The 25,295-nt window shown below is 69.1% G+C and carries 16 protein-coding genes and 2 pseudogenes; 12 read left to right on the plus strand and 6 right to left on the minus strand.

What is annotated here, in order from left to right; translation table 11 throughout:
- Positions 1 to 359 precede the first annotated feature (359 nt).
- From AQJ46_RS36525 to AQJ46_RS36535, 3 genes and pseudogenes are all read right to left on the minus strand, one after another.
- Positions 360 to 707: pseudogene (locus tag AQJ46_RS36525) on the minus strand (ATP-binding protein); the annotation flags it as partial.
- 325 nt (positions 708 to 1,032) lie between these two features.
- Positions 1,033 to 1,533 (minus strand): GNAT family N-acetyltransferase, encoded by a 501-nt coding sequence (locus tag AQJ46_RS36530; RefSeq protein ID WP_059209631.1) that lies wholly within the window; start codon positions 1,531 to 1,533, stop codon positions 1,033 to 1,035.
- A gap of 174 nt (positions 1,534 to 1,707) precedes the next feature.
- Entirely contained in the window at positions 1,708 to 4,260 is a 2,553-nt protein-coding gene (locus tag AQJ46_RS36535) for a glycoside hydrolase family 32 protein (RefSeq protein WP_059209632.1), read from the minus strand.
- A 294-nt stretch (positions 4,261 to 4,554) separates the two neighbouring features.
- Between AQJ46_RS36535 and AQJ46_RS36540 the strand changes: the two genes are divergently transcribed.
- From AQJ46_RS36540 to AQJ46_RS36575, 8 genes are all read left to right on the plus strand, one after another.
- Positions 4,555 to 5,598, plus strand: coding sequence for a LacI family DNA-binding transcriptional regulator (locus AQJ46_RS36540; RefSeq protein WP_059209633.1), 1,044 nt, complete (start codon positions 4,555 to 4,557; stop codon positions 5,596 to 5,598).
- Between the two features lie 234 nt (positions 5,599 to 5,832).
- Positions 5,833 to 6,840 (plus strand): LacI family DNA-binding transcriptional regulator, encoded by a 1,008-nt coding sequence (locus AQJ46_RS36545; protein WP_059209634.1) that lies wholly within the window; start codon positions 5,833 to 5,835, stop codon positions 6,838 to 6,840.
- A 482-nt stretch (positions 6,841 to 7,322) separates the two neighbouring features.
- On the plus strand, positions 7,323 to 8,621 hold the full coding sequence (locus AQJ46_RS36550; RefSeq protein WP_059209635.1) for an extracellular solute-binding protein: 1,299 nt from the start codon (positions 7,323 to 7,325) through the stop codon (positions 8,619 to 8,621).
- Between the two features lie 34 nt (positions 8,622 to 8,655).
- Positions 8,656 to 9,642, plus strand: coding sequence for a carbohydrate ABC transporter permease (locus tag AQJ46_RS36555; protein WP_059209636.1), 987 nt, complete (start codon positions 8,656 to 8,658; stop codon positions 9,640 to 9,642).
- A gap of 6 nt (positions 9,643 to 9,648) precedes the next feature.
- Positions 9,649 to 10,536, plus strand: a complete 888-nt coding sequence (locus AQJ46_RS36560; RefSeq protein WP_059209637.1) for a carbohydrate ABC transporter permease — start codon at positions 9,649 to 9,651, stop codon at positions 10,534 to 10,536.
- 61 nt (positions 10,537 to 10,597) lie between these two features.
- Positions 10,598 to 12,898, plus strand: coding sequence for a glycoside hydrolase family 3 N-terminal domain-containing protein (locus tag AQJ46_RS36565; RefSeq protein ID WP_059209638.1), 2,301 nt, complete (start codon positions 10,598 to 10,600; stop codon positions 12,896 to 12,898).
- Between the two features lie 66 nt (positions 12,899 to 12,964).
- A complete protein-coding gene (locus AQJ46_RS36570; RefSeq protein ID WP_059209639.1) occupies positions 12,965 to 14,485 on the plus strand; it encodes a glycoside hydrolase family 32 protein in 1,521 nt (506 codons plus the stop codon).
- Positions 14,482 to 17,406, plus strand: a complete 2,925-nt coding sequence (locus AQJ46_RS36575; RefSeq protein ID WP_059209640.1) for a discoidin domain-containing protein — start codon at positions 14,482 to 14,484, stop codon at positions 17,404 to 17,406. The genes AQJ46_RS36570 and AQJ46_RS36575 overlap by 4 nt, the downstream gene beginning before the upstream one ends.
- 320 nt (positions 17,407 to 17,726) lie before the next feature.
- Here AQJ46_RS36575 and AQJ46_RS59485 read toward each other — a convergent pair.
- Positions 17,727 to 17,837 (minus strand): annotated as a pseudogene (locus AQJ46_RS59485) (HipA family kinase); the annotation flags it as partial.
- Positions 17,838 to 17,859: 22 nt separating this feature from the next.
- Entirely contained in the window at positions 17,860 to 19,356 is a 1,497-nt protein-coding gene (locus AQJ46_RS36580) for an IucA/IucC family protein (RefSeq protein WP_059209641.1), read from the minus strand.
- A gap of 92 nt (positions 19,357 to 19,448) precedes the next feature.
- Between AQJ46_RS36580 and AQJ46_RS36585 the strand changes: the two genes are divergently transcribed.
- Genes AQJ46_RS36585 through AQJ46_RS36595 form a run of 3 tightly spaced genes read left to right on the plus strand, consistent with a single transcriptional unit; the run spans position 19,449 to position 23,056 of the window.
- Complete coding sequence (locus AQJ46_RS36585) at positions 19,449 to 20,933, plus strand: IucA/IucC family protein (protein WP_059209642.1); 1,485 nt, start codon at positions 19,449 to 19,451, stop codon at positions 20,931 to 20,933.
- Positions 20,934 to 20,978: 45 nt separating this feature from the next.
- Positions 20,979 to 22,244, plus strand: coding sequence for a VWA domain-containing protein (locus AQJ46_RS36590; protein ID WP_059209643.1), 1,266 nt, complete (start codon positions 20,979 to 20,981; stop codon positions 22,242 to 22,244).
- Positions 22,244 to 23,056 carry a hypothetical protein gene (locus AQJ46_RS36595; protein ID WP_059209709.1) on the plus strand — a complete coding sequence of 271 codons (813 nt, stop codon included), beginning with the start codon at positions 22,244 to 22,246 and terminating at the stop codon, positions 23,054 to 23,056. The genes AQJ46_RS36590 and AQJ46_RS36595 overlap by 1 nt, the downstream gene beginning before the upstream one ends.
- Before the next feature lie 304 nt (positions 23,057 to 23,360).
- Here the strand turns inward: AQJ46_RS36595 and AQJ46_RS36600 are convergent, their stop codons facing one another.
- Positions 23,361 to 23,987, minus strand: a complete 627-nt coding sequence (locus AQJ46_RS36600; RefSeq protein WP_059209644.1) for a winged helix-turn-helix transcriptional regulator — start codon at positions 23,985 to 23,987, stop codon at positions 23,361 to 23,363.
- Positions 23,988 to 24,074: 87 nt separating this feature from the next.
- On the opposite strand from AQJ46_RS36600, the gene AQJ46_RS36605 reads away from it, so the two are divergent.
- Positions 24,075 to 25,283 (plus strand): pyridoxal phosphate-dependent aminotransferase, encoded by a 1,209-nt coding sequence (locus AQJ46_RS36605; protein ID WP_059209645.1) that lies wholly within the window; start codon positions 24,075 to 24,077, stop codon positions 25,281 to 25,283.
- Positions 25,284 to 25,295: the final 12 nt, after the last annotated feature.

Below are 25,295 nucleotides of genomic sequence, written 5' to 3' on the forward strand. Positions count from 1 at the left end.
TCGGCAACCGCGGAGGCCATGTCGACGAACACGGGTCTTCTTCCCTTTCGGCAGGGCGAAGTACAGCCTCCCCTTGATCGCCTGGACCTGGCGGCGGACATGAAGCACGCCTCTCGCGTAGTCGATGTCCTCTGGGCTCAGTCCGAACACCTCGCCCTGGCGAAGTCCGCACCCCAGGCCGAGGACGACCGTGATCCGGTTTCGCGGGTTGATGACGTTGCGGATGCCCAAAACTCCGGGTGCACCCACCAGGCCCCCAGACTCTGATCGAGTGAGATCATTCGGACCACCTTCCTCCCGCACATGCGTGCCGAGCCCCGTCACGAGGCATGTGAGTTCTTGACCTCCGCGGCAGGTGATCACTTGGTCCCGTCGCTCTTGTTCGCTTCGGAGCGGGCCAGGCGGTAGGACTCTGTGCCGGTCTCGATCAGGGTGGCGTTGAAAGTGAGCCGGTCAACGATCGCCGCGCAGAGCCGCGGATCGGTAAGGGTTTTGCTCCAGCCCGTGAACGCCTCGTTGGAGGCGACGGCAATGCTGTTCTTCTCCTCACGCTCGGTGAGGACCTGGAAGAGCATCTCGGCGCCACGGCGGTCAAGTTCGAGGTAGCCGAGTTCGTCGATTTTGAGCAGGGCGACGTGCCCGTATCGGGCGATGGTCTTGCCGAGCTGCTTGTCGTCGGCCGCCTCGACGAGCTCGTTCACCAGGGACGCGGGGCTCCTCGAACACGGTGAGCTGCTGGTTGAGGTCCTCCAGCGTCGCCATTCGCAGGTGGCCAGGTTGTGGATGACGGCGGGCGCAATGCCGCATGCTGCGCCCGCCCACGATCAGTTATTCCGCCCTGATCCACATTCCGCGGACCGAGCAACCGCCCCTGCTGCGGAAGATCGCAGGGCGGCTGACCCGCCGGCGTGAATCGTGCAGGGCCGTGCGTCGGATTGACGCAAGTGGCTGCGGTGCACGGGCGTCGTGGGCGTCCGCTGCGGGACTGTGCGACGGGCTACTTGTCCGTTCGAATTGACTCCAAGGCGTCTCTTACGGCAGGGAGCGGGTGAGCCATACCAGTTCGCCACGGTCATCGGCCGAGACGTGGTGGCGCTGGAACCCGAGCTTCTCCAGGACGCGAAACGATGGGGCATTCCAGGGACGCACCGTCGACCAGAGCCGTCTGCGCCCAGTGGCGATCGCCGCCTCGAGCACCGCGGACGCCGCTTCGGTGGCATAGCCCTGTCCGTGCACGCGCCGGAACAGCTCGTACGCAATCTCTGGCTCGTCAACGGAAGCCCGACCGACAGTGAGCCCGCAATATCCAATGAAGTCGCCCACATCGCGGCGGATGACGGCCAGCAGCGCAATCTGCGTCAGGGTCGACGCAGCGCGCTGATCCTCGATCATCCGCCGGTTGTCCTCGATCGACGGCATGCCATCACCCCGTTCGGCGACGAGCACGCGATGGGCGTCGACATCGGATTCAGTCCACAGACGCAAGCTCAGCCGAGCGGTTTCCAATTGGAGCGGCATCGGCGGGTACGCCATGGCGGTACTCCAACCTCTGAGATGACGTGAGTTGGACAGTTGTGGCCTTCCCGACGAACGAGCCCACGCAGCTCACCGAATCCAGTCCGCGCAGGTCAGCGGGGCGGTTCCCGGGCCGATATCCGTGCGCCGGAAGCCGCTCCTGGCCGTCCGGCGCACGGACCTGAGGAATCGTCACGGCCAGATGGACTTCAGCCGCCACGCCTGCATGTGGTCGATGGTGGCGGTGCCGCCTTCGGCGAAGGCGCCGACACCCGTGCTGGACGGGTCGGGGAAGATCTGGTCGGTGAGGGTGACCTGTTCGCCACGGCTGTTCTGGGCGTAGACCTCGACGGAGGAGGCGTCGACAAGGACGTGCAGGCTCAGCCGGCCGCCGTGGAGATCGAGCGGAGCTCGCTGGACGTCGGTGAAGGTCGGGTCGAAGTCGGTGTCGCCGGAGGCGGAGCGGTCGATGTAGACCTCGCCGGTGGCGGTGTCGTAGCCGATGCGGGTGCGCTGCCCGGCGCCGGTGCGGACGTCCAGGCCGGAGCGGTCGGCGGTGCCCGGGGTGAGGTCGGCCTGAAAGTCCAGGGTGCTGCCGTGCACCGAGAGCGGTGTGGTGGTGTTCGTGACGCGGGTGCTGGGCACCCGGGTGCGGGCTCCGCGCAGGGTGGTCAGTTCACCGACCGGCTGCTGGATCAGCTGGACCTTGCCGTTCACGGTCTGCAGGGAGAGCTGGCGGGGGAAGGTGTCCGCGCTGCGCCACGGGCTGGTGGGGATGGCCTGGCCGTAGTTCCAGTTGTTCATCCAGGCGATCATGACGCGGCGGCCGTTGGGTGCGTCGGTCCACGTGTTGGCGGCGTAGAAGTCCGCGCCGTAGTCGAGCCAGTGGGCGCGCTGGGTGGCGTTCAGGGCAGGCTTGTCGGCGGTGGTGAACTGGTCGGCGAGGACGTGTCCCCAGCCGCCGGGGTTGGCGTCCACGATCTGGATCTGGACCTTCTTGCCCTTGTAGGCGGTGGTGTTGAAGGAGGCCCAGTCGAGGTTCTCGGAGTCGGCGCCGGTGGCACTCTGGACGACCTTGCCGTCGACCAGCAGGTTGACGCCGGTCTCGATGGAGGGGCGCTTCGCCTGGGTGTCGGAGAGGACGACCTGGTCGAGGTTGAGGTGGCCCCAGCCGCCCGTGTTGTCGTCCACGACCTTGATCTGGGCCTGCTTGCCCTGCAGGTCGGACAGGTCCCAGGAGGCCCAGTTGAGGGCTTCGCCGTTGGATCCGGTGGCGGAGCGCACCACCTTGCCGTCCACGATGAGCTCCACCGCCGTGGGGGCGTCGGAGCTCGCGGGGTGGTAGCCGCCGCCGATGAGGAAGTCCAGGTACTTCTTGTCGATGGTGAAGGCCGGCGAGGTGAGGGTCCCGGTAGAGGCGTCGCCGTTCAGGAAGCTGTTGACCAGGCCGTTGCCGAGGTAGCCGGATACCTGCTGCTGGTCTCCGATGGCGCCCTGGGCCGGTCCGGTGCCGAAGGCGTCGCCGGTGGCGGTCCAGTCGCCGATGGGGCTGGTGTAGGTGCTGCCCTCGAAGTCGCCGAGGGTTTCACCGGTGGGTGCCGGCTCGTCGCCCAGGACGGCGTCGGGGTCGTACGGGTGGTTGCCGCCGCCGACCTTGAAGTTGATGTAGTTGCCGGTCACCGTGAACTCGGGCGAGGTCAGGGTGCCGGTGGAGGCGTCGCCGCCGTGGAAGCTGTTGGCGAAAGCCTTGCCCTCGATGCCGGTGACCTGTGACTGCCAGTCCACCGCCCCGGTCGCCGGCGCGCTGCCGAACGCGCTTCCGGTGGCCGTCCAGTCGCCGAACGAGCCGGACTCGAAGTCCTGCATGACGGTGCCGCTCGGCGGGGTGTAGGTGGTGCCGGTGTCGTCGGCGGTGAACTTCTTGCCGTTGAAGTCGCCGACGAAGTACTGGGCGCCGGAGCCGCCCGCGATGCCGCCGGGGTTGAGGTTGACCGCAAGGACCCACTTGGTCTTCTTCGCGTCGCCGTCGACCGGGAGCGGGAACAGGTCCGGGCACTCCCACACCCCGCCGGTGGCGCCGGCCGGGCCGAAGTCGCTCTGGTGGGTCCAGTGCTTGAGGTCGGCCGAGCTGTAGAAGGAGATCTTGCGCTGGTCGGCGAGGGAGACTGCCATCAGCCAGCGCTGAGTGGGGGCGTACCAGAAGACCTTGGGATCGCGGAAGTTGTTCGAGCCGATGTCGAGCACCGGGTTGTCGTCGTACTTGGTCCAGGTGGTGCCGCCGTCGGTGCTGTAGGCGAGGGCCTGCTGCTGCTTGCCGGAGGCTTTCTGCGCGCTGGTGTAGACGGCGACGAGCGGAGGGTTCTTCTTGGTCCCGAAGCCGGTGGTGTTGTTCCTGTCCAGCACCACGCTGCCGGAGAAGATCATCTCCTGGTCGTCCTGGGGGATGGCCACCGGGAGCTGCTTCCAGTGCACGAGGTCGGTGCTGACCGCGTGACCCCAGGACATGTTGCCCCAGGTGTTGCCGTCCGGGTTGTACTGGAAGAACAGGTGGTACCGGCCTTTGTAGTAGATCAGTCCGTTGGGGTCGTTCATCCAGTTCTGGGCCGGGGTGAAGTGGAACTGGGGCCGGTACTGCTCGTGGTAGAGGGTGTCGGCCATGGCCGGGGAGGCGGCGACCAGGCCGAGCCCGGACAGGACGGCCAGCGCGGCGAGGAGTCTGCGGCGCGGACGAATGGTTCTGGACATGGCGCTCCTTGCGGGCGGGCTTCGGCTCAGCCGTAGGGGACTGACGCGTGGCGAGTAACGCTTGACGTGTGCCGGGTGCGAGTACGGGCGGCGGCTCCGCCATGGCCTCGTCCAAGGCCACGGGCGAGCCCCGGCTGTGGGGGCAGCACGGCACCGACAGCTCCAGCCAAGGGGTGGAAACGTTTCGCAGAACGTACGGGCAACATGTCGCCGAAGTCCAGACCCTGTGCGGGAAACTCCTGAATGCGAGGATGAGGGCGGCTGCACGGTGCCATTGATCCCCGGGAGAAAACGTTGTCCAGCGAGCAGAACGACACAGGTCGGCGGGCGGCGACCATACGCGACGTCGCGACCATGGCCGGGGTTGGCATCGCCACCGTCTCGCGGGTCATCAACGGCAAGCCCGTCACCCCTGACCTGGCGGAACGGGTGACGCGCGCCGCCGAGCGGCTCGGCTACCGCCAGGATCTGACGGCCAGCAGTCTGCGCCGGGCCGACCGCCGCACCCACACCCTCGGCCTGGTGCTGGAGGACGCGGCCAACCCCTTCTCCGCCGCGCTCCACCGCGCGGTGGAGGACGCTGCCGCCGAGCGCGGCATGCTGCTCCTGGCCGGGTCCACCGACGAGGACCCGGTCCGGGAACGCGGCCTGCTGAAGACCTTCACCGCCCGCCGGGTCGACGGCCTCATCGTGGTGCCCACCGGACAGAACTACACCGACCTCGACGCGGCCCGCCGAGCCGGCACACCCGTCGTCTGTGTGGACCGCCGCACCACAGCGCCGCAGGTGGACACCGTGACGGTGGACAACCGTGTGGGCGTCCGGGCAGCGGTGAAGAGGCTGCATGAGGCAGGTCACCGGCGCATGGCCTTCCTTGGGGATCTTCGCTCGATCTGGACCGCCGAAGAGCGTTACGCCGGGTTCGTGGAGGGGCTCGCCGCGGTGGGATGTGTCCTGCACCCTTCTCTCGTGAGACGCGGCCTGCACGGCGCGGAAGCCGCCCAGGAGGCCACCCGCGAACTCCTGGCGCTCACCCACGCACCCACCGCACTCGTTTCCGGCCAGAACCTCCTGACCGTCGGGGCCCGCATGGCCCTGCAGGAGCTCCGCCTGCAGCACCGGGTGGCGCTGATCGGGTTCGACGACCTGCCTATGGCCGGTCTCCTCGAACCCGGCATCTCGGTGATCGCCCAGGATCACTCCGCGATCGGCCGGGAAGCCGCCGACCTGCTGTTCGACCGTCTCGACGGCGAGCGCGGCCCCGCCCGCCACCGCGTGCTGCCCACCCGCTACCTCGCCCGCGGCTCAGGCGAAATCCCCGCCGCACAGGACCGCTGACGACCGTCTCCGGCACGGTGTCCCGGTACCGGCGGGGTGTCCGAGGCCCGGGAAATTCTCTGTAAACGAATTGATTCCGATGTGTTGACGGGCTGAGCCGCTCGGTGCTTCACTGCCGGAACCGGTTCCGAAACCGGTTCCGGAACCGCTCCCGGTATCGGTTCCGCCAGTGTCTGTACGATCGGCCCCTCGGTGCGGGAGGACATTCCCGCCGATGCATGGAGAGGAGGTGGCATGGGAGTCACCATCGCCGACGTGGCCGCCCGGGCCGGCGTCAGCAAGACGACGGTCTCACGCGTGCTGAACAGCAAGGGCGAGATCAACGAGAACACCGTCCTGAAGGTCCGCAAGGCGATCTCGGAGCTCGGCTATGTGCCGAGCGCCGGTGCGGTCGGCCTCGCCCGGGGCACGACACAGATGATCGGCATGCTGGTCCCTGACCTGGCCTGGGCCTGGGCCGGCATCGTGCAGGCGGTCATCGAGACGCTGGAGACCGAGGGCTTCGGACTGCGCATGCTGACCTGGAACCGCGGCGAGGAGTCACTGCGCCGCCTGGGTCTGCAGGTCGCCGCCAAGTCGTTCGACGGTCTGCTGGTGATTGAGCCCGAGGGCGCCATGGGCTACATCACGGAACTGCACGAAGCAGGGCTGCCGGTCGTGCTGATAGACGACCGCTTCCAGCGGCCGGGGTTCCCCTACGTGGCCACCACGAACCGGGAGGGGGGTGCGCAGGCAGCGCGGCACCTCCTGGAAATCGGGCGCCGTCGCCCTCTCGTCGTGACCGGCCCCGATGCGTTCGGCTGTACCCGGGAACGGCTGGGCGGCTTCGTCGATGTCTACGCGGAAGCCGGGATCGAGATCGACCAACGCAGCATCATCTGCGGCGACTTCCAGTTCGAACGCTGCCGGAGCGCGATCGCAGGCGCTCTCGCGGACGGCCTGGAGTTCGACTCGGTCTTCGCACACAACGACCCCTCGGCGGCCGGCGTGCTCACCGCCCTGCACGAGGCCGGTCTGTGGGTTCCGCAGGATGTCGCCGTGGTGGGCTTCGACGACGTCGAGATGGCCTCGTACACCTATCCGGCACTGACCACCATCCGCCAGCCCATGCGGGAGATGGGTGCGGCGGCGGCGCGTCTGCTGCTGGACCACGTGCGCGGAGCGCCGAAGGCAGCCGCGTCGTGCGTCATTCCCACCAGTCTCGTGGTCCGCGGCTCGACGTTACGGCCGAGCCCGAACTGACGCCATGTCATCGCGATGCGTACGGCGTCGGCGCCCCATCGAACCGTCCGTCTCCGCCGCACCTCCCCAGCCCCGCAGGCGGAGACGGACCCCATACCGACACGGAACCGACCCCACCGGACCTCGCACGGGCCGGTAGGTCGTCCAGCTCGACCTGAAGCCGGTGCACGTACCGGCACGACCGGCCCGTTCGTCCTCCGGCCGGCCTCACCACCCCGCACGCGCAACCAGCGTCACCGCCGAGGTGCCCTTTCCGTCTGCACCTCCCCGACCCGGCACACCGAGCGACACGCCTGGCCCACCCCCGCCGGCCGCCACTGCTCCGGGACGAACGCTCCAGCCGCGACCTGCGACTGACCGTCGATGCCATGCCACCGCGGACGGTCCCCACTTCACGAGCCGGCCCATCCGGACACCCGCCCGCCGCCACTTTTCCTCTTCGCCCCCCGCGCCTGTTTCGCTCAATGGCAAGGAGCCGCACTATGCGTACCCCTACTCGTCACACCGTCAGAACCATCCAGGTCCTGTGCGTCACCGTCACGGCAGCCCTGGTGGCGACCGGCTGCGGCCGCAGCGCCGACTCCGGGCCCGGGACGGACGCTCCCGCGAAGCTGGGCAGCGGCAAGGCCACCGGCAAGGTCGTCATGTGGTCCATGGGCGATCCCGACAAGTCCCTCCAGAGCCTGGCCAAGAAGTTCGAGCAGCAGAACCCCGGCGTGAAGGTGCAGATCACCCCAGTTCCCTGGGCTTCCGCCCACGACAAGCTGACCACCGCCATCGCCGGCGGCAACACACCCGACATGTCCGTGATCGGCACCACCTGGATGGCCGAGATGGCCGGCATGAACGGCTTTCAGGCCACCCCGACGTCGATCAAGTCGTCGGACTTCTACCCGGGCCAGTGGGACACCACCAAGTACAAGGACACCTCCTACGGCGTCCCGTTCATCGCCGACACCCAAGCGGTCTACTACCGCAGCGACCTCACGGCGAAGGCCGGTATCAAGGGTGCCCCGGCAAGTGACTGGGCCGGTTACCTGAAGGATCTGAAGGCCATCCAGGCCACCGCGGGCAAGCAGAACCCGAAGCTGCGCTACGCCAGCGGGCTGTCGATCGGATTCAACTCCTGGATCTTCCTGCTGCCGCTGGTCTGGCAGCAGGGCGGCGACATCTACGACCCGAGCACCAAGAAGTTCACCTTCGACTCGCCGGCGGTCGCCAAGGCGCTGGAGTACTACGCGAGCGTCCCGACGGAGGGCTTGGCACCCACGGACAAGACGGACAGCCTGCAGGCTTTCCAGGACGGACAGATCGCCGTCTACAAGGACGGCGCGTGGGTCAGCGGCAGCCTCCGCAAGGACGCCCCGAAGCTGGACAGCAAGTGGAAGACCATGCCGCTGCCGAAGGGCAAGCAGGCGGCCGGGTTCGCCGGCGGCAGCGACCTGGCGGTGTTCAAGGACGCCAAGAACTCCGACGCGGCCTGGAAGTTCGCCAAGTTCCTCACCGAACCCGCCAACCTCGCTGCCTACGCGAAGGCAACGGGCTCCCTTCCCGCCACGCCGGGGGCGTGGGACGAGGCGAAGCTGAGCGACGACGAGGCCATGCAGGCGTTCGCCGAGCAGCTCAAGGTCAGCAAGGCGCCGCCCGCCATCACCACCTGGCAGCAGGTCGCCGACGCCATCGACTCCGAACTGGAGAAGCTGAGCCTCGGCAAGGCCACCGTCGCCCAGGCGCAGCAGGACCTGCAGTCCAAGGCCACCGGCATCGGCACAGGCCGCTGAACGGCCGCCACGTGAGCACCCCTCGTACGGACGGATGACATCCATGTCCACGAACACACTCCCAGGGCGAGGCGACACCCACGAACCGGGCACCGCACGGCCCAAGAGGGGCGCCGGCCGTCGGCGACTCGCCCTCCGCAGCACCGCGCGCGGCAGGCAGACCCGGGCCGCGTGGATCCTCGCGGCTCCCTTCCTCGCCCTGTTCCTGGCGTTCATGCTGCTGCCGGTCGTCTGGTCGCTGCTGATGAGCCTGACCGACACACAGAGCGCCGACCTGCGGACCCCCTTGAACGTGTCGTTCACCGGCTTCGACAACTATGTACGGCTGTTTGAGGACGAGCAGTTCGTTCATGCGCTGCGCAACACGGCCGTGTTCGTCCTGGTCGGTCTACCGCTGACGCTGGCCACCGGACTCGCCGCGGCGGTCGCCCTCAACAGCGGCATCAGCCGCTTCCGGGCCGTCTTCCGGGTCGGCTTCTACCTCCCGGTGATCACCAGCGTCGTGGCGGTCGCGGTGGTGTGGAAGACGCTGCTGGAGCCGCGGGCGGGGCTGGTGAACACGGTTCTGGGCTGGTTCGGGATCGACGGTCCGGCATGGCTGGCGGACACCCGGTTCGCTCTCCCCGTCATGATCGTGATGGCGGTGTGGCGCAACCTCGGCACCGTCATGATCATCATGCTGGCGGGTCTGCAGTCTGTGCCGCAGTCCCTGATGGAGGCGGCCGAACTCGACGGGGCCGGGGCCTGGCAGCGGTTCTGGCGGGTCACCTTCCCGCTCCTGCGTCCGGCCCTGCTGCTGACCGCGGTCACGACCGGTATCGGCTATCTGCAGTTCTTCGACGAGCCGTTCGTGATGACCGACGGCGGACCGCTGGACTCCACTCTGTCCGCCACGATGTACGCCTACAACCAGTTCGGCAACGGCAACTACGACGTTGCGTCGGCCGCCGGTTACGTCGTCTTCGTCCTCATCATCGCGCTGACCGTGCTGCAGTTCCGCGTGCTGCGAGACAAGGACTGATGCCCCATGAGCACTCTCTCCGCCCTCCGGACGGCCGGGCCGGGCACGGACCGGACTCTGCGGCGGCGTCGCATCCGGCAAAAATGGGGCCATCCCTGGCTGTATCTGCCGCTGTTCGGCTGCCTGCTGCTGATGGTCACGCCGTTCTTGTGGATGCTGTCCGGCTCCTTCAAGCCCGAGGCGGACATCCGCAAGGTGCCGCCGGTCCTGGTCCCCACCGCGCCCACGTCGGCCAGCTACCGGCAGCTGTTCAGCAGCCTGGACTTCACCACCATGTTCGCCAACTCGGTGATCGTGGCCCTGGCCGTGACGGCAGGCAATCTGCTGTTCTGCTCCATGCTCGGCTACGCCCTGGCCAAGCTGGACTTCCGCGGCCGACGTGCCGTGTTCAGCCTGGTCATCGGCACCCTGATGGTGCCGGGCCTGGTCACGTTCGTACCCCTGTATGTCCTCGTGGCCAACATGAAGCTGACCGGCTCGCTGCTCGGGCTGATTCTGCCGTTCCTGGCGGCCCCGTTCGGGGTGTTCCTGATGCGGCAGTTCATCTCCACCCTGCCCGACGAACTCATCGATGCCGCCCGCGTCGACGGCTGCCGTGAACTGGCCATCTACTGGAAGATCATCCTGCCTCTGACCAGGCCGGCCCTGGCCACGCTGGGGATCATCACCTTCCTGGGCTCCTGGAACAACTTCCTGTGGCCTCTGGTCGTGGCCCAGAACGAGGACCAGTACACCCTTCCCGTCGGTCTCGCCCTGGCCAGCAGCGGACAGGACTTCACCCGCTTCGGCGTCCTCCTCGCCGGCGCTGTCGTCGTCCTGCTCCCCGTGATGGTCGTCTTCCTGCTCTTCCAGCGCCACTTCGTCGCCGGCATCGCCACCACCGGCCTGAAGTGACCTCCCTCGCCTACCCCCGTCACCTCTCTGATCTGTGACGACTCATGACTTGGAGAACATAGTGGGACACCCGGTCCGCTCTGCTGTGTACCTGGATCCGGACGCGTCCGTGGAAACGAGAACCGAGGACCTGCTGTCCCGGATGACCTTGCAGGAGAAGGTCGGGCAGTTGCTGATGCTCGACGCCCAACACGGGGACCTCGAGGACATCGTGTCGGCCAAGCTGGCCGGGTCGGTCCTGCATGTGACTCCCGCGCGGATGCCGGAGGCCATGGAACGGGCCCAGCGGACACGGCTGGGTATTCCGCTGCTGACTGCCGACGACTGCATCCACGGCCACTCGTTCTGGCCGGGCGCGACCATCTTCCCGACCCAGCTCGGTATGGCCTGCACCTGGGATCCCTCTCTGATCCACCGGGTCGCCCGTGCGTCCGCGATCGAGATCTCGACGACCGGGATCCACGGGACGTTCTCCCCGGTGCTGTGCATCACCCGGGACCTGCGCTGGGGCCGGATAAATGAGACGTTCGGCGAGGACCCGTACCTGATAGGCGAGTTGGGGGCGGCGATGGTGCGCGGCTACCAGGGTGAGGGCCTCGGCGACCCGACCGCCGTGCTGGCGTACGCCAAGCACTTCGCGGGCTACTCCGAGACCCTGGGCGGACGCGACGCCAGCGAAGCCGATCTCAGCCCGCGCAAGCTACGCTCGTGGTTCCTCCCCCCGTTCGAGCAAGCCGTTCGGGCCGGCTGCCGCGGCTTCATGCTGGGCTACCAGTCGATCGACGGGGTGCCCATCACCGCCAACGAGTGGCTGATCAACGAGGTGCTCAAGGGTGAGTGGGGCTTCACCGGCACGCTGGTGACCGACTGGGACAACGTCGGCCGGATGGTCTACGACCAGCGGACCTGCGCCGACTACGCCGAGGCATCGGCGGTCGCCCTCAACTCCGGAAACGACCTCATCATGGCCACGCCGGCGTTCTTCGAGGGTGCCCAGGAGGCGGTCGCCCGCGGCCTGGTCGAGGAGAAGCAGATCGACGACGCGGTACGGCGGGTGCTGCGGCTGAAGTTCGAACTCGGGCTCTTCGAGGACCCCCGTGCCCCCGACCCCGAGCGGCAGGCGCAGGTGATCGGCTGCCGCGAGCACGCCGACCTCAACCTCGAGACCGCCCGACGTTCCCTCGTGCTGCTGCGCAACGAGGGGGTCCTGCCCCTCGAAGGCGGGCTGACCGCGGACGGACCCGGCCGCGCCACAGGCCAGGGCACGCCACGCACGATCGCGGTCATCGGTCCCAACGCCGACAGCCCGGAGGCCATGCTCGGCGACTGGGCGGGTGCCACCGGCCAGGTGCCGTGGATGCCCGAAGGACATCCACGCGAGTTGGTGGAGACGGTGCTGGACGGCCTGCGCGCCGTCGTCCCCGCCGACTGGACCGTCACACACGCCCGCGGAGCCGACATCGAAAGCCCCGCCTTCGACCCCGACCAGTGGGTCGCCGGGCCCGACGGCCAGCCGCAGCCGCCCGTGTTCCTCCCCGCCCCGGTCGACGAGGCACAGCTTCGGGAGGCCACCGCCGCTGCCGCTGCCGCGGACTACGCCGTCGTGGTCGTGGGGGACACCAAGGCCCTCACGGGCGAGGTGCGCTCCACGGCCACCCTCGACCTCCAGGGAGGCCAGATCGCGCTGCTGGACGCGGTCGCCGCCACCGGCACGCCCATGATCGTCGTACTGCTGCAGTCCAAGCCGAGCACCCTCCCCGACTCGGCACTGAACGCGGCAGCGCTCATCGAGGCGTTCAACCCGGGCATGCGCGGCGGCCGTGCCGTCGCCGAACTCCTCCTCGGCCTCACCGAACCCAGCGGCCGGCTCCCGGTCTCCTTTGCACGCCACGTCGGGCAGCAGCCGGTCTACTACAACCAGGTGCGGGGCCAGCACGGTGACCGCTACGCGGACCTCACCCAGGACCCCCTGTTCGCATTTGGTGAGGGCCTGAGCTACACCACCGTCACCTACTCCGACCTCACCGTGCACGAGGACGAGGTCTCCGCCGACGGCACCGTCCACGCCACGGTGTGGCTCACCAACAGCGGAAGTCGTCCGGCCCTGGAGACGGTCCAGGCGTACGTCAGCGACCTGACCACCAGCGTCACTTGGGCCGAGCAGGAGCTGAAGGCGTTCGCCCAGGCCGAGGTCCCGCCCGGTGAAACCCTCGCCGTCGGCATCAGCGTCCCTGCCGGACACTGCTCACTCGTCACCGCCGACAACCGTCGCGTGGTCGAACCAGGCGAGTTCATGCTCCGCGTCGGCCCCAGCTCACGACGGGAGCGCCAGCTCAGCGCGGGATTCCGCATCCGGGCCTGAGGGCCTGCGCCCGGCTGTCCCCAGGGGCAGCCGGCCTCCCTGCCTGACATACCGAAAGGCACGCGTGTGTCCGCTCCACCCCTCGATCCGCACTACCCCGTCGCGCATCTGCGCCCGCCCCGCAACTGGATCAACGACCCCAACGGGCTGGTCTTCCACGACGGCCACTACCACGTCTCCTACCAGTACAACCCGTACGGAGCGACCCACGCGAACATGCACTGGGGCCACTTCCGCAGCCCCGACCTGCTGAGCTGGGAGCCGCTGCCGATCGCCCTGTCTCCTACGCCCGGCGGCGTGGACGGCGACGGCTGCTTCTCCGGCAACGCCGTCTCCGACGGCGACCGGCTCGTCGCCTTCTACTCCGCGCACCTCGTGGCGCGCTCCCCCCAGCACCAGCCGGTCACCTGCGCCGTCTCCCACGACGGCGGCACGACCTTCCGCCCGCGAGGCGAACTGCTCATCCCCGAGCTGCCCGAGGGCTGCACCATGTACCGCGACCCGTACGTCTGGCAGGACGGCGACGGCTGGCGGATGCTGGTCGGCGCCGCTCTCGCCGACGGCCGCGCCGCCACCCTCCTCTACGACTCACCCGATCTGGAGACCTGGGCCTACCGAGGGCCCTTCGTGGCCCGTCATCCGGAGCCCATCGGCGGCACCGAGGAGCTCACCGGCGATGGCTGGGAATGCCCCCAGTACCTCCCGGCAGCCGGCGGACAGGCCGCCCTCATCTTCAGTACCTGGACCGAACCCACTGGCCCGATGCGCGTCGCAGCCCTGATCGGCGAAGAGCACGACGGCCACTTCAAGGCAGGCGCACCGGTGTGGGCGGACCACGGCCCGGACTGCTATGCACCTGCCCTGCTGCGCGCACCTGGGGGTACCTCCCACGCCGGAGGCAGTGGGGGAGGCAGATGGCTGCTGTGGGGCTGGTCTTGGGAAGCCCGCGACCAAGCCTGGGCCGTCGCCGGCGGATGGGCCGGCGTCCTCACCGTGCCCCGCGAGATCCATGTCGGCGGCGACGGCACGCTGCGTCAGCGGCCCGCCACCGAGCTGCTCGCGCTGCGCGGTGAGCGCACCGTGCAGGCCGAGGGTGCGACCCATGGCCCGGAGCCGGTGGAACTGGGCAACGTTGGACGGGCCTTCGACCTGACGGCCCGTCTGGAGCCGACCGGGACCGCCGGCCTGCGGCTGCTCACCACCCCGGACGGTTCCGAGTACCTCGACATCCGCCTCGATGCCGAGGCGGGCGAACTGGTCGTCGACCGCGACCACGCCTCCTTGGACACGCGGGCCCACGGCGGTGCTTACCGGATGCCCTGCCCCACCGGGCAGCCGGTCGACCTGCGCGTGGTCGTCGACCACTCCATCGCCGAGGTCTTCCTGACCTCTACCGGCCAGGTCCTCACGCTGCGGTTCTACCCGACAGGGCAGGGCGCGTGGCGACTTCAGGCCCGCACCGCACCGGGCACGCGCCTTCGCTACGCGGTCGACGCGTGGGAGTTGCACCCGCTTGTGATCAAGACGCCGACCGCCGGCGCCGCAGAGCAGTACGGAAGAACAGGTCTGAAGGAGGCTCCTCAATGAGCTCGTACGGTCTTGGACGACGTCAGTTCCTCACCACCGCCATCGGCGTCGCCGCCGCCTGGACCCAGGTTTCCGGCAACGCTGCCGCCGCCACCTCGCCGCGTAATTCTTCCGTGCAGGTCTGGCTGACCGACATTTCGGCCAAGAAGTGGGTCGTCGGCCAGAGCGATGTGCTGTTCCGGACGAAGAGCACCGGCAACCCGCTCACGATCAAGATCGACGACGGCGTCAAGTACCAGAGAATCCAGGGCTTCGGGGCGGCCATGACCGACTCTTCCGCCTGGCTCATCAACAAGCTGTCCACCGCTGACCGAGCGAAGCTGATGCAGAAGCTGTACGACCCCTCGAAGGGCATCGGCCTCAGCCTGATCCGTACGCCGATGGGCGCCACGGACTTCAACGCGTCCGGCAACTACTCCTACGACGACATGCCGGCGGGGCAGACGGACCCGACGCTGTCCAACTTCTCGGTCCAGCACGACGAGAAGTACATCCTTCCCATCTTGCGGCAGGCTCTCGCACAGAACCCGTCCGCCAAGATCCTGGCCAACCCATGGAGCCCGCCAGGCTGGATGAAGACCTCGGACTCCATGATCGGCGGCACCCTCAAGAGCGACTACGCTTCCACGCTGGCCGACTACTTCGTGAAGTTCATCAAGGCGTACGACAAGGCCGGTGTGCCCATCTCCTACATCACGCCGCAGAACGAGCCCATGGGCACGCCCAGTTGGCCCGGCATGTTCCTGTCCGCCTACCAGGAATCCGCGTTGATCCAGGAGATCGGCCAGGCGTTCGAGGCCAACCGCATCTCCACGAAGATCCTGGCCTGGGACCACAACTGGGATGTGCCCTCGTATCCCGAGACGATCTTCAGCGACCCCGCCGCCTCCCAGTACACGGCTGGCACCGGATGGCACATCTACAGTGGCAACCCGACGTACCAGACTGTGGTCCACAACGACTATCCGGGCAAGGAAACCTACATCACGGAGGCCACAGGAGGCGTCTGGCAGGGTGACGACGCGACGGCGTTCAATGACGCACTCGGCACGTGGATCATCAAGGGCATGCGCAACTGGGCGAACGGTGTGATGCTCTGGAACACCGTGCTCGACCCCAAGCTGGGGCCGCTCAACAGCGACACCAACGGCATCCCCATGTGCCGGGCACTGGTCACGGTCGATCCGGACAGCGGGCAGGTGTCCTACAACGTGGACTACTACGCACTCGCCCACGCCAGCCGGTTTGTGAAGCCCGGAGCGCATCGCATCTACTCGAACACCTTCGGGGAAGGAAGCATCGAGAGCGTCGCGTTCCTGAACCCGGACGGCTCGAAGGTCGTGATCGCGTACAACTCGGGTAGCGCCGCGGAGAACTTCAGCGTCGCGGACGGGACGCAGTCCTTCGACTACACCCTGAACGCCGGCGGCGCTGTCACGTTCACCTACACGGGCCGGCGCAGCGGCGGGACCCCCGCGGCGACCAATGTCTTCGACCCGACCCACGACTTCACGTTCAAGTCCTCGCTGGGGCCGATGACGGTCACCTACGACCCGGCACTCCTGCAGTACCAGAACGCCGTCCGCACCGGAAGCAAGCTGCTCACGTACTCCCTGCCGATCGGGGCATCCATCAAGACGCCCGGAACGTCACTGAGCCGTGGCAAGTGGACCGCCACGGCCTCGTCGAGCCCGGACTGGGGTGTCGCCTCGAACGCGATCGACGGCGACATCAACAGCCGGTGGAATCTCGGCCAGGGGACGACCGGCGGCGCCTGGTTCCAGGTCGATCTGGGGAGCGCGACGAGCTTCAACAAGATCGTCTTCGCCACCGGAGAAAGCAACTCCTTCGACTACGTCACCAAGTACCAGATCTACGTCTCGGACGACGGGGCCGACTGGGGCAGCGCGGTCGCGAACGGCAGCGGGAACATAGGGAAGATAGCCGTCACGTTGCCGGCCCAGACGGCACGGTACATTCGCATCGTCTGTGTCGCGGCATCCGGTTTCTGGTGGAGCATCGCCGAAATCAACGTATACGGATCCTCGAGCGACACCGGTTCGATCGCAGCCCCGACAGCGGTGCCCAAGGGCCTCCAGCTGAAGACCTGGACCAGTCCGGAAGGGGAGCAGGTCACCGCGGTGTTCAACGGCACCGCCGGCAGCCGGAGCTTCCCGGTGTCCGCCGACGGCTCGTACATCTACACCCTGCCGAGCGGAACGTCGGCGATGTTCACCACGCAGAAGCTGTCCGGCTTCCCCGCACCGGTCTTCGGAAGCCTGAAGCCGAAGCAAGGCATACCGCGCGCCAAGTTCACGATCAGCGGTTCTCACTTCGGTGACGCGCAGGGGCTGGGTACGGTGCGTTTCGGGAAGCTCTTCGCCGAAATCGACAGCTGGTCGGACACGAGCATCAGCGCGTACGTGCCGAGCGGGCTTCCGGTGGGCACGTACAAGGTCTCGGTGAACAGCGCCGGCGGAGCGGACGCGGGTTCAGCACCGTTCGACGTCATGGACCTGGGCCCCGCCCTGTCGCGCACGGGCTGGACCGCCACGACCTCCGACACAAGCTCGTCCAACGACGGTCCCGCGAACATGCTGGACGGCGATTCCGGCACCCGGTACAGCTCCGGAACAGGCCAGTACGACGGCCTGTGGATCCAGGTCGACATGGGGCAGACCCAGACGTTCGACAAGATCCTGCTCGATTCCGGCAGCAACATCGGCGACTATGCGCGAAGCGCGGACGTGTACGTATCGGCGAACGGAACCGACTGGACCAAGGTCTCTTCCATAGAGGACGGCCAGCGAGTCGAACTGATTTCCTTCCCGACCCAGACGGCTCGCTACATCAAGGTCGTCAACACCGGCAACGTCGCGAGTAACTGGTGGTCAATCGCAGAATTGACCGTCTACAGCTGACCTTGGGCAAGGCCCAGCCGGGGCGGCGCCATGACGCTGTCAAGTAGTGCAGGACGCGACGCATGATCGAGCTGTGCCTCGTGCCCGGGCCTCGGATCTGAGGCCAATGTGCGATCGCTCTCGGCAGGCAGCCTGTGGAGGCCGCCTGCCGAGCTGGGTCTCGGGTCCAGCTGCGGCCCGCATATCGTTCACGGCGCAGCACGTGCTGATCACTCAATTCGGCTGCATAACGCGGCACGAAACTGAAACGCTCTGAAAGACGCATCCGCGCAGGTCAAAGACGGATTCAGCTGCATCACCGCAGGTCAGCGCCGCCCCGTGGACAACTTCACGACGTAGGTGCCCAGGTCATCGGCCTCGAAGACGCCGGGGACTGAGCCCCCGGACCTCAGCGGGGTCACGTATCGAACAGCAGTCACATGGCGCAGCACACCGGCCAGGGTATGTCAGCGCTCACCCGGCCAGCGGATTCGGCAGCGGCAGGTAGCGGGCGTCCGCGCCGTCCGCGCCCGTCCAGCGCAGCAGCAGGTTCGTCTTGCCGGGGAGGGTGGGCGCGGTGAGCAGGGCGGCGGCTTCGGGAAGGTCGTGGCGGGCCAGTTCCCGGCGGGCGGCGGGCCAGGGGGCGAAGCCGGGGTTGCGTTCGGCGAGGGCCGCGGCGACCTCGCACAGATGGTTCACGACCAGGCAGTACACCAGCCGCTCCCAGCCGGCCGCGCGCGGGACGTCCGCCAGCAGCTTCACGCCCTCGGCGTCCCGGAACAGCGCCTGCACGGGCGTGCCGTCGGCGTCCACGGCGACCAGCGTGTTCTGCAGATGCGCCTCGAGTACGACGCCGTGGTCGGCGAAGGCCGCGAGGGCGGGCGGGACGACCACGCCCAGATAGGCCTCCCACCAGGCCGCCGGATCCGCGGTGGCGTCGAGCGGGCTGCCCTCGAAGCCCTCCACCAGGGCCGCGGCGAGCAGTGGGGTCGCCCCGGGCCGCACATGGTCGTGCAGGCCGTCGCGGACCAGGACGGCGAGTTCCTCGAAGGCGAAGTCGGCGGTGCGGTAGCCGCGGTCGCTCAACCAGGCGGCCGAGCCGGGGCTGGCGGCGAAGGCGCGCGCGGCCGCTTCATCCGTACGCCGGAGTTTGAGCAGGTCGTGGCGCCAGAGCCGGCGGATGTCGTTCGTGATGCGGACGTCGAGACTGAACTTGAGGAAGAGATCCTGAGAGGGCGCGTAGACCGTGCGGATCGCCGCCGTCGGCCAGGTCTCGAAGCCGGTCGTGCCGAGCCGGATGAGCCTGCCGTCCTCGAAGGCCTCGGTGCAGGACACGAGGTCGAGCTGCCAGGGGTGGGCGGGCAGCAGCCGGTAGCCGGGCGGTGCCTCGCCCAGTGTGTCGAGGGCCGAGGTGTCGCCCTCCTCGACGACGGTGTCCTCGCGCAGCCCGAGCAGGACCAGCGGGAAACGGGCATGGGCCTCGGGGGCGTACGGCAGCCAGGCGGCGACGGGGCCGCCGCCGCGGGCCTTGGGCGCGGGGTGGTACGGATGGCCGGTGACGAGGCACTGCTCGGAGCGCAGATACGGGTCGCCGGGCGCCGTGACCCGGTCCCGGGCCGTGAGCAGGGCGGCCACCGCGTCCCGGCTGTCGATCATCTCGGCGGGCAGTTCGTGGTTGGACACTCCGGTGTGCCGGGTCAGTTCCTCGGCGACGAGCTTGACGAGTTCGGTGTGGCCGACGCGCCGCCAGCCGTCCGCGGCGTGCACCTCGGGCTCGGCGGGCCGCCTGTCGCCCCGCACCCTGAGCAGTCTCCCGCCGGGGAGCCGGTGCACCGGCCGCTCGCCGGGTTCCGGGAGCGGCTCGGCCACCTCGCGCAGCAGGCAGTTGAGCAGGGGTGCGGCCGCGTACGCGTCGGCGCGGTGCGCGACGTCGGTGCCGGCCGGCGGGGGCGGGAGGTCCACTCGATCCACTCGTTCTCTACGGTTCATCTGGGGCGATGACGATCAGTATGTCTGTCCTCACCGCCCCACCGTGACACCGGTCGTACCCGAGGAGCCCGCCCGTGCACCGTCCCTCCGCCGCCGAGGCCGACTTCGCCGAAGAGCTGGCCGTCCTGCGCCCCGACCTCGTGGCGCGGTACACGGCCGAGCTGCCCGGCGCCCGCGCGGCCGTGCTGTCCCGGCTGTGGCGCGGGCTCGCGCACGAGCCGCTGCCCTGGGTCACCGGCCGGGACGCGGGCAGGGAGGGGCTCGCCCTGCGCCTCTCGGACGGCCGCAGGCTGCACGGCCCGCACCCGGACCCGTTCGCCACCGCCGCCCACACCACCGTCGTACGGCTCGACGAGGTCGCCCACGACGATCCGGCGCGCCTGATGACCGCGCTCGGCGTCCCGCACGGTGCGGATTTCGCCGCTGAACTCGCCGACAGTGTCGCGTCGTTGGCGCTGTCGAGGGCGGGACAACCCGCCGGCCCCGAAGCATGGCCGGTGCGCGACTGGGAGTGGGAGCAGCGGGTGGTCGACGGGCATCCCTATCACCCCAACTGCCGTTCCCGGCCGGGCTTCTCGGTGGCCGAGCAACTGGCCTACGGGCCCGAGCACAGGCCGCTGGTACGGCTGGGGTTGGTGCCGGTGCCGGCGGACGAGTGCCTGGTGACGGGCGCGTGGCCGGCACACCTGCGGGACGGGGAGCGGCTGTTGCTGCCCGTCCATCCGTGGCAGTCGGAGCATGTCCTGAAGCGGCCGGTCACCGAAGGCGTCGAGGCACACCCGTTGATGTCCCTGCGCACCCTCGCCCTGCCCGACGGACCGCACGTCAAGACGGCGTTGAGCACGCGGCTCACGTCCTCGGTGCGGGACATCTCCGTCTACTCGATCAGCATGTCGGCGACCCTCTCACGGTTCGCGGAGACCGTGGCGGAGCGCATGGACGGCCTCCTGCATTTCACCCGCACGCTGGGGGCGGTGACGGCCAACTCCCCCGACCTGGCCGCGGTGTTGCGCGAGTCCCCTCAGGTGTACGGGGAGCGGGTCCTCCCGGTGGCCGCCCTCGCCACCACCGAGCTGCCCCGATCCCCTGCCTGGCTCGCGGAGTTCGCCCGGCTGTCCCTCACGGTCGGGCTGCGCCTGCTGGAGTTCGGCATCGCCCTGGAGGCGCACGGCCAGAACCTCCTCGTCGTCCTGTCCGAGTCGGGCGCACCGGAGCGGCTGGTCTACCGGGACCTGGCCGACATCCGGATCAGCCCGGCCAGGCTCGCACGGCACGGCATCCCGGTCCCCGCACTGTCCGGGCGGCTGGTCACGGACGACGTGACGACCCTGCGGCGCAAACTGTTCGGCTCCCTGGTGGCCGGAGCCCTCGCGGGGACGGCGGGTTCGGCCACGGCGTTGCGAGGAGCGCTGGAGACGGCCGTACGAGAGTTGCCGCGCACGCCCGATCTGGCCGCGCTGCTCGAACAGCCGCTGCCCGCGAAGGCGTTGACCTGGATGCGGCTGTCGCCGGGGACGCCGGGCGACCGGTGGACCGAGCTGCCCAACCCCCTTGCCTGAGCGGCCGTTTTGGAGCCCGGCGCACCTGATCAATAGGATCCGGCGATGATCACAAGAAAACGGCGGGTGGCAGGAGTGTGCGCCCTGCTCGCCGCCCTGACGGCGGGGATCGCCTTCCCGGTCGCGGCGGTCGCCGGTGAACCCACCGGCCAGGCCACGCCCCAGGTCGATCTCGTCCTCGACGTGAGCGGCTCCATGCGGACGGCGGACATCGACGGCGGCACCCGGATGGCGGCGGCCAAGCAGGCCTTCAACGAGGTGCTGGACGCGACGCCCGAGGAGGTGCAGCTCGGCATCCGGACCCTGGGCGCCAACTACCCGGGCGACAACCAGAAGACGGGCTGCAAGGACACCGCCCAGCTCTACCCGGTCAGCACGCTGGACCGCACCGAGGCCAAGACGCAGGTGGCGACCCTGTCCCCCACCGGCTGGACGCCGATCGGTCCCGCGCTGTTGAAGGCCGCCGACGACTTCACCGACGGCGCCTCCTCCAAGCGGATCGTGCTGATCAGCGACGGCGAGGACACGTGCGCCCCGCTCGACCCGTGCGAGGTGGCCCGCGAGATCGCCGCCAAGGGCATCGGGCTGACCATCGACACCCTCGGCCTGGTACCGAACACGAAGATGCGCCAGCAGCTGAGCTGCATCGCGGAGGCGACCGGCGGTACCTACACCTCGGTCGAGCACGCCGACGAACTCACCGACAAGGTGAACCAGTTGGTGGACCGCGCGGCCGACCCGGTGGTGACGCCGGTGGCCACCGAGGGCGCCGGTTCCTGTGCCACGGCGCCCACGCTGAAGTCGGGTCTGTACACCGACCGTGAGGAGTTCGCCCAGCAGCGCTGGTACCGGGTGGACGTCGACCCGGGCCAGGAGCTGCGGGCCTCGGTGAGCGTCGGAGCCGACCGGGCCGTGAACCCCTCGTACGGGGTGCTGCTGCGGGCGGTCACCGCGCACGGACGCGAGATCGTGCGCGGCGAGGCGGGCGGCAACGGCCGTACGGATGTGATCGCCACGGGACTTCGCTACCCCAAGGCGGACACCGATGACGAGGACGCGGCCGCGGAGACCGTCTGTCTCCAGGTCACCAACTCCTTCTCGGCGGCCTCCGGGGTGAAGACCACACCGGGTCTGCCACTGGAGCTGACCGTCGATGTCGTGGACGGACCGTCGAAGGCCAGTGACGTGGCCTCCTTCGGCCTCGGGCGCGGCTGGTGGCTGCTCGGCGCGCTGATCCTCACCGGATTCGTCGCCGGTCTGCTGTGGGGCTGGCTGTCGCGCTGGCGGCTCGCGGTCTGGAGGACCAACTGATGCGGATCACACGCGCGTTGAGCGCTTCCCTGCTGATGCTCGGGCTGGCCGTCGCGCCGGCCGCGGCCGACTCCTCGCCGACACCGACGGATTCGGCCTCGGCGGACAGCGACGCGCCCACCCAGGCGGGCACGTCCTTCCGTACGGCCACGGAGATCGAGCAGGGCCAAACGGCCACGGCGAGCGGTTCCGCGGGTGACTACCTGTACTGGTCGTTCCCCGCGGACGCCGGCCAGCGGCCCACCGTCGAGGCGACGGTGAAGCTGCCCGGGACCCACGCCGCGCAGACGTGGCAGATCGACGTGTACGACGGTCTGCGGCGCCGCCAGTCCTGCCAGTACGGCGCGCAGACCCGCACCGCGGCTGCGGACTCCTCCTCGGTGGAGCTGGCCTGCACCCTGCGCACGGTCCGCGCCTGGTCGGAGACATGGGCCAACGACCCGCTGCCGGGCACGTACTACGTCCGGCTGACGGCCGTCGGACTCACCACCGCCGACCTGGGTCTCCCGGTGAGCACCGAAGTCCGCGTCGACTCCAAGGACATCGGCGGCTCGGCCGCGGTGGATGGTTCGCTGGCGGAGCCGCTGGTGCCGGGCATCGCGGTGAAGTCCGAGGCGCAGGACGGCGTTTCGGAGGACTCCTCCGCCGTGCTGTCCGCCATCGAGCCCGAGGACGGCTGGTCCTCCGGCTGGTGGTCCGATCGGTGGGTGTGGACCGCGATCGGCGGTGCGCTCGCCGCGCTGGCCGGAGTCGGCGGCTACGCGCTGACCCGCGGGTCGGGCCGGCCCTCCCGGGTGCCGCCGGGCGCCTGACGGTAGTCGAGAAGGCCCGCTCCGGCGGGCCTTCTTCCTTCACGCCTCCCGCAACGCCCTCGCGATCGCGCCGTCCCGGCCGCACCCACCAGGCCGAGGTGGCCTCCCCCAGGCTGCCCGCCCGGCGCCTGACAGCCCGGCGAGAAGGCCCGCTCCGGCGGGCCTTCTTCCTTCACGCCTCCCGCAACGCCCTCGCGATCGCGCCGTCCCGGCCGCACCCACCAGGCCGAGGTGACCTCCCCAGGCTGCCCGCCCGGCGCCTGACGGCCCGGCGAGGAGGCCCGCTCCGGCGGGCCTTCTTCCTTCACACCTCTCGCAGCACCTTGGCGATCGCGCCGTCCCCGGTCACCTCGACCCGGCCGTCCCGCACGGCGTCCGTCAGGCTCAACTCCCCCCGGCCCACGGCCCCGCAGACCTCCGAGTCCAGGACCAGCCGGGCGTCGGGTTCCCGGGGGGCCGGCCCCTCGCCGTACGCGGGACCGTCCTGCGCGCCGGCGTACACATGGAAGTCCCCCTCCTCCAGCCGCACTTCGACGAGTCCCTCCCCCTCCAGCGCGCGCAGCAGGGGCAGTGCGAACCAGTGCGCGCGTACGGCGTCGGTGGGCCGTCGGGTGCCGAGTTCGGGCCCGCCCCAGGTGCCGAGGGCCTGGAGCACCGGCAGCAACTCGCGTCCGCGGGCGGTGAGTTCGTAGACGAAGGCCGCGCCGGGCGGGGGGAGCCGACGCCGGGTGGCCAGACCGTCGCGCTCCATGTCCTTCAGCCGTGAGGCGAGTACGTCCGTGCTCACGCCCGGCAGGTCGGCGTGCAGGTCCGTGTAGCGGCGCGGCCCCGACAGCAGTTCCCGGACGATCAGCAGCGTCCATCGGTCGCCCACCACGTCGAGGGCGCGGGCCGCGGAACAGTACTGGTCGTAGCTTCGGCGAGGTGACATGCGACGCAGTCTAGACAAGTTGTTGGACTTTCCAAGCTCCTACTTGGTAAAACCAAGCATCACCCGAAACCGGAGAGGCAGCAGCGCATGGAGTTCCGGCAGTCGAGCAAGCTCAGCGAGGTCTGTTACGAGATCCGCGGCCCGGTGATCGAGCACGCCGACGCACTGGAGGAGGCGGGCCACAGCGTGCTGCGCCTCAACACCGGCAACCCCGCGCTGTTCGGCTTCGAGGCGCCGGAGGAGATCCTCCAGGACATGATCCGGATGCTCCCGCAGGCGCACGGCTACACCGACTCCCGCGGCGTCCTCTCCGCCCGCCGCGCGGTCGCCCAGCGCTACCAGACCCTGGGCCTGGAGGTCGACGTCGACGACGTCTTCCTCGGCAACGGCATCTCCGAACTGATCTCGATGGCCGTACAGGCACTGGTCGAGGACGGCGACGAAATCCTCATCCCCGCCCCCGACTTCCCCCTGTGGACGGCGGTCACGACCCTCGCGGGCGGCAAGGCGGTGCACTACCTCTGCGACGAACAGGCCGACTGGTACCCGGACCTGGACGACATGGCGTCGAAGATCACCGACCGCACCAAGGCCGTGGTCATCATCAACCCGAACAACCCCACCGGCGCGGTCTACCCGAAGGAGATCATCGAGGGCATCCTCGACCTCGCCCGCCGGCACGGCCTGATGGTCTTCGCCGACGAGATCTACGACCAGATCCTGTACGACGACGCCGTGCACCACTCCGTCGCCGCCCTCGCCCCCGATCTGGTCGTCCTGACCTTCTGCGGCCTGTCGAAGACGTACCGGGTGGCCGGCTTCCGCTCGGGCTGGCTGGTGATCACCGGCCCCAAGCAGCACGCCAAGGGCTACCTCGAGGGCCTGACCATGCTGGCCTCCATGCGGCTGTGCGCCAACGCGCCCGCGCAGTACGCCATCCAGGCCGCGCTCGGCGGCCGCCAGTCCATCCACGACCTGACCGCGCCCGGCGGACGCCTGTACGAACAGCGCACCGTGGCCTGGGAGAAGCTCAACGAGATCCCCGGCGTCTCGTGTGTGAAGCCCAAGGGCTCGCTCTATGCCTTCCCGCGTCTCGACCCCAAGGTCCACAAGATCCACGACGACGAGAAGTTCGTCCTGGACCTGCTGCTTCAGGAGAAGATCCAGGTCGTCCAGGGCACCGGCTTCAACTGGCCGACCCCGGACCACTTCCGCATCCTGACGCTGCCTCACGCACAGGATCTGGAGGCGGCGATCGGGCGGATCGGGCGGTTCCTGAGCGGGTACCGGCAGTAGCTGGTGGTGTGG

Origin of the sequence: Streptomyces canus (genome assembly GCF_001514145.1) — a bacterium.
GTDB classification, from domain to species: Bacteria; Actinomycetota; Actinomycetes; order Streptomycetales; family Streptomycetaceae; genus Streptomyces; species Streptomyces canus.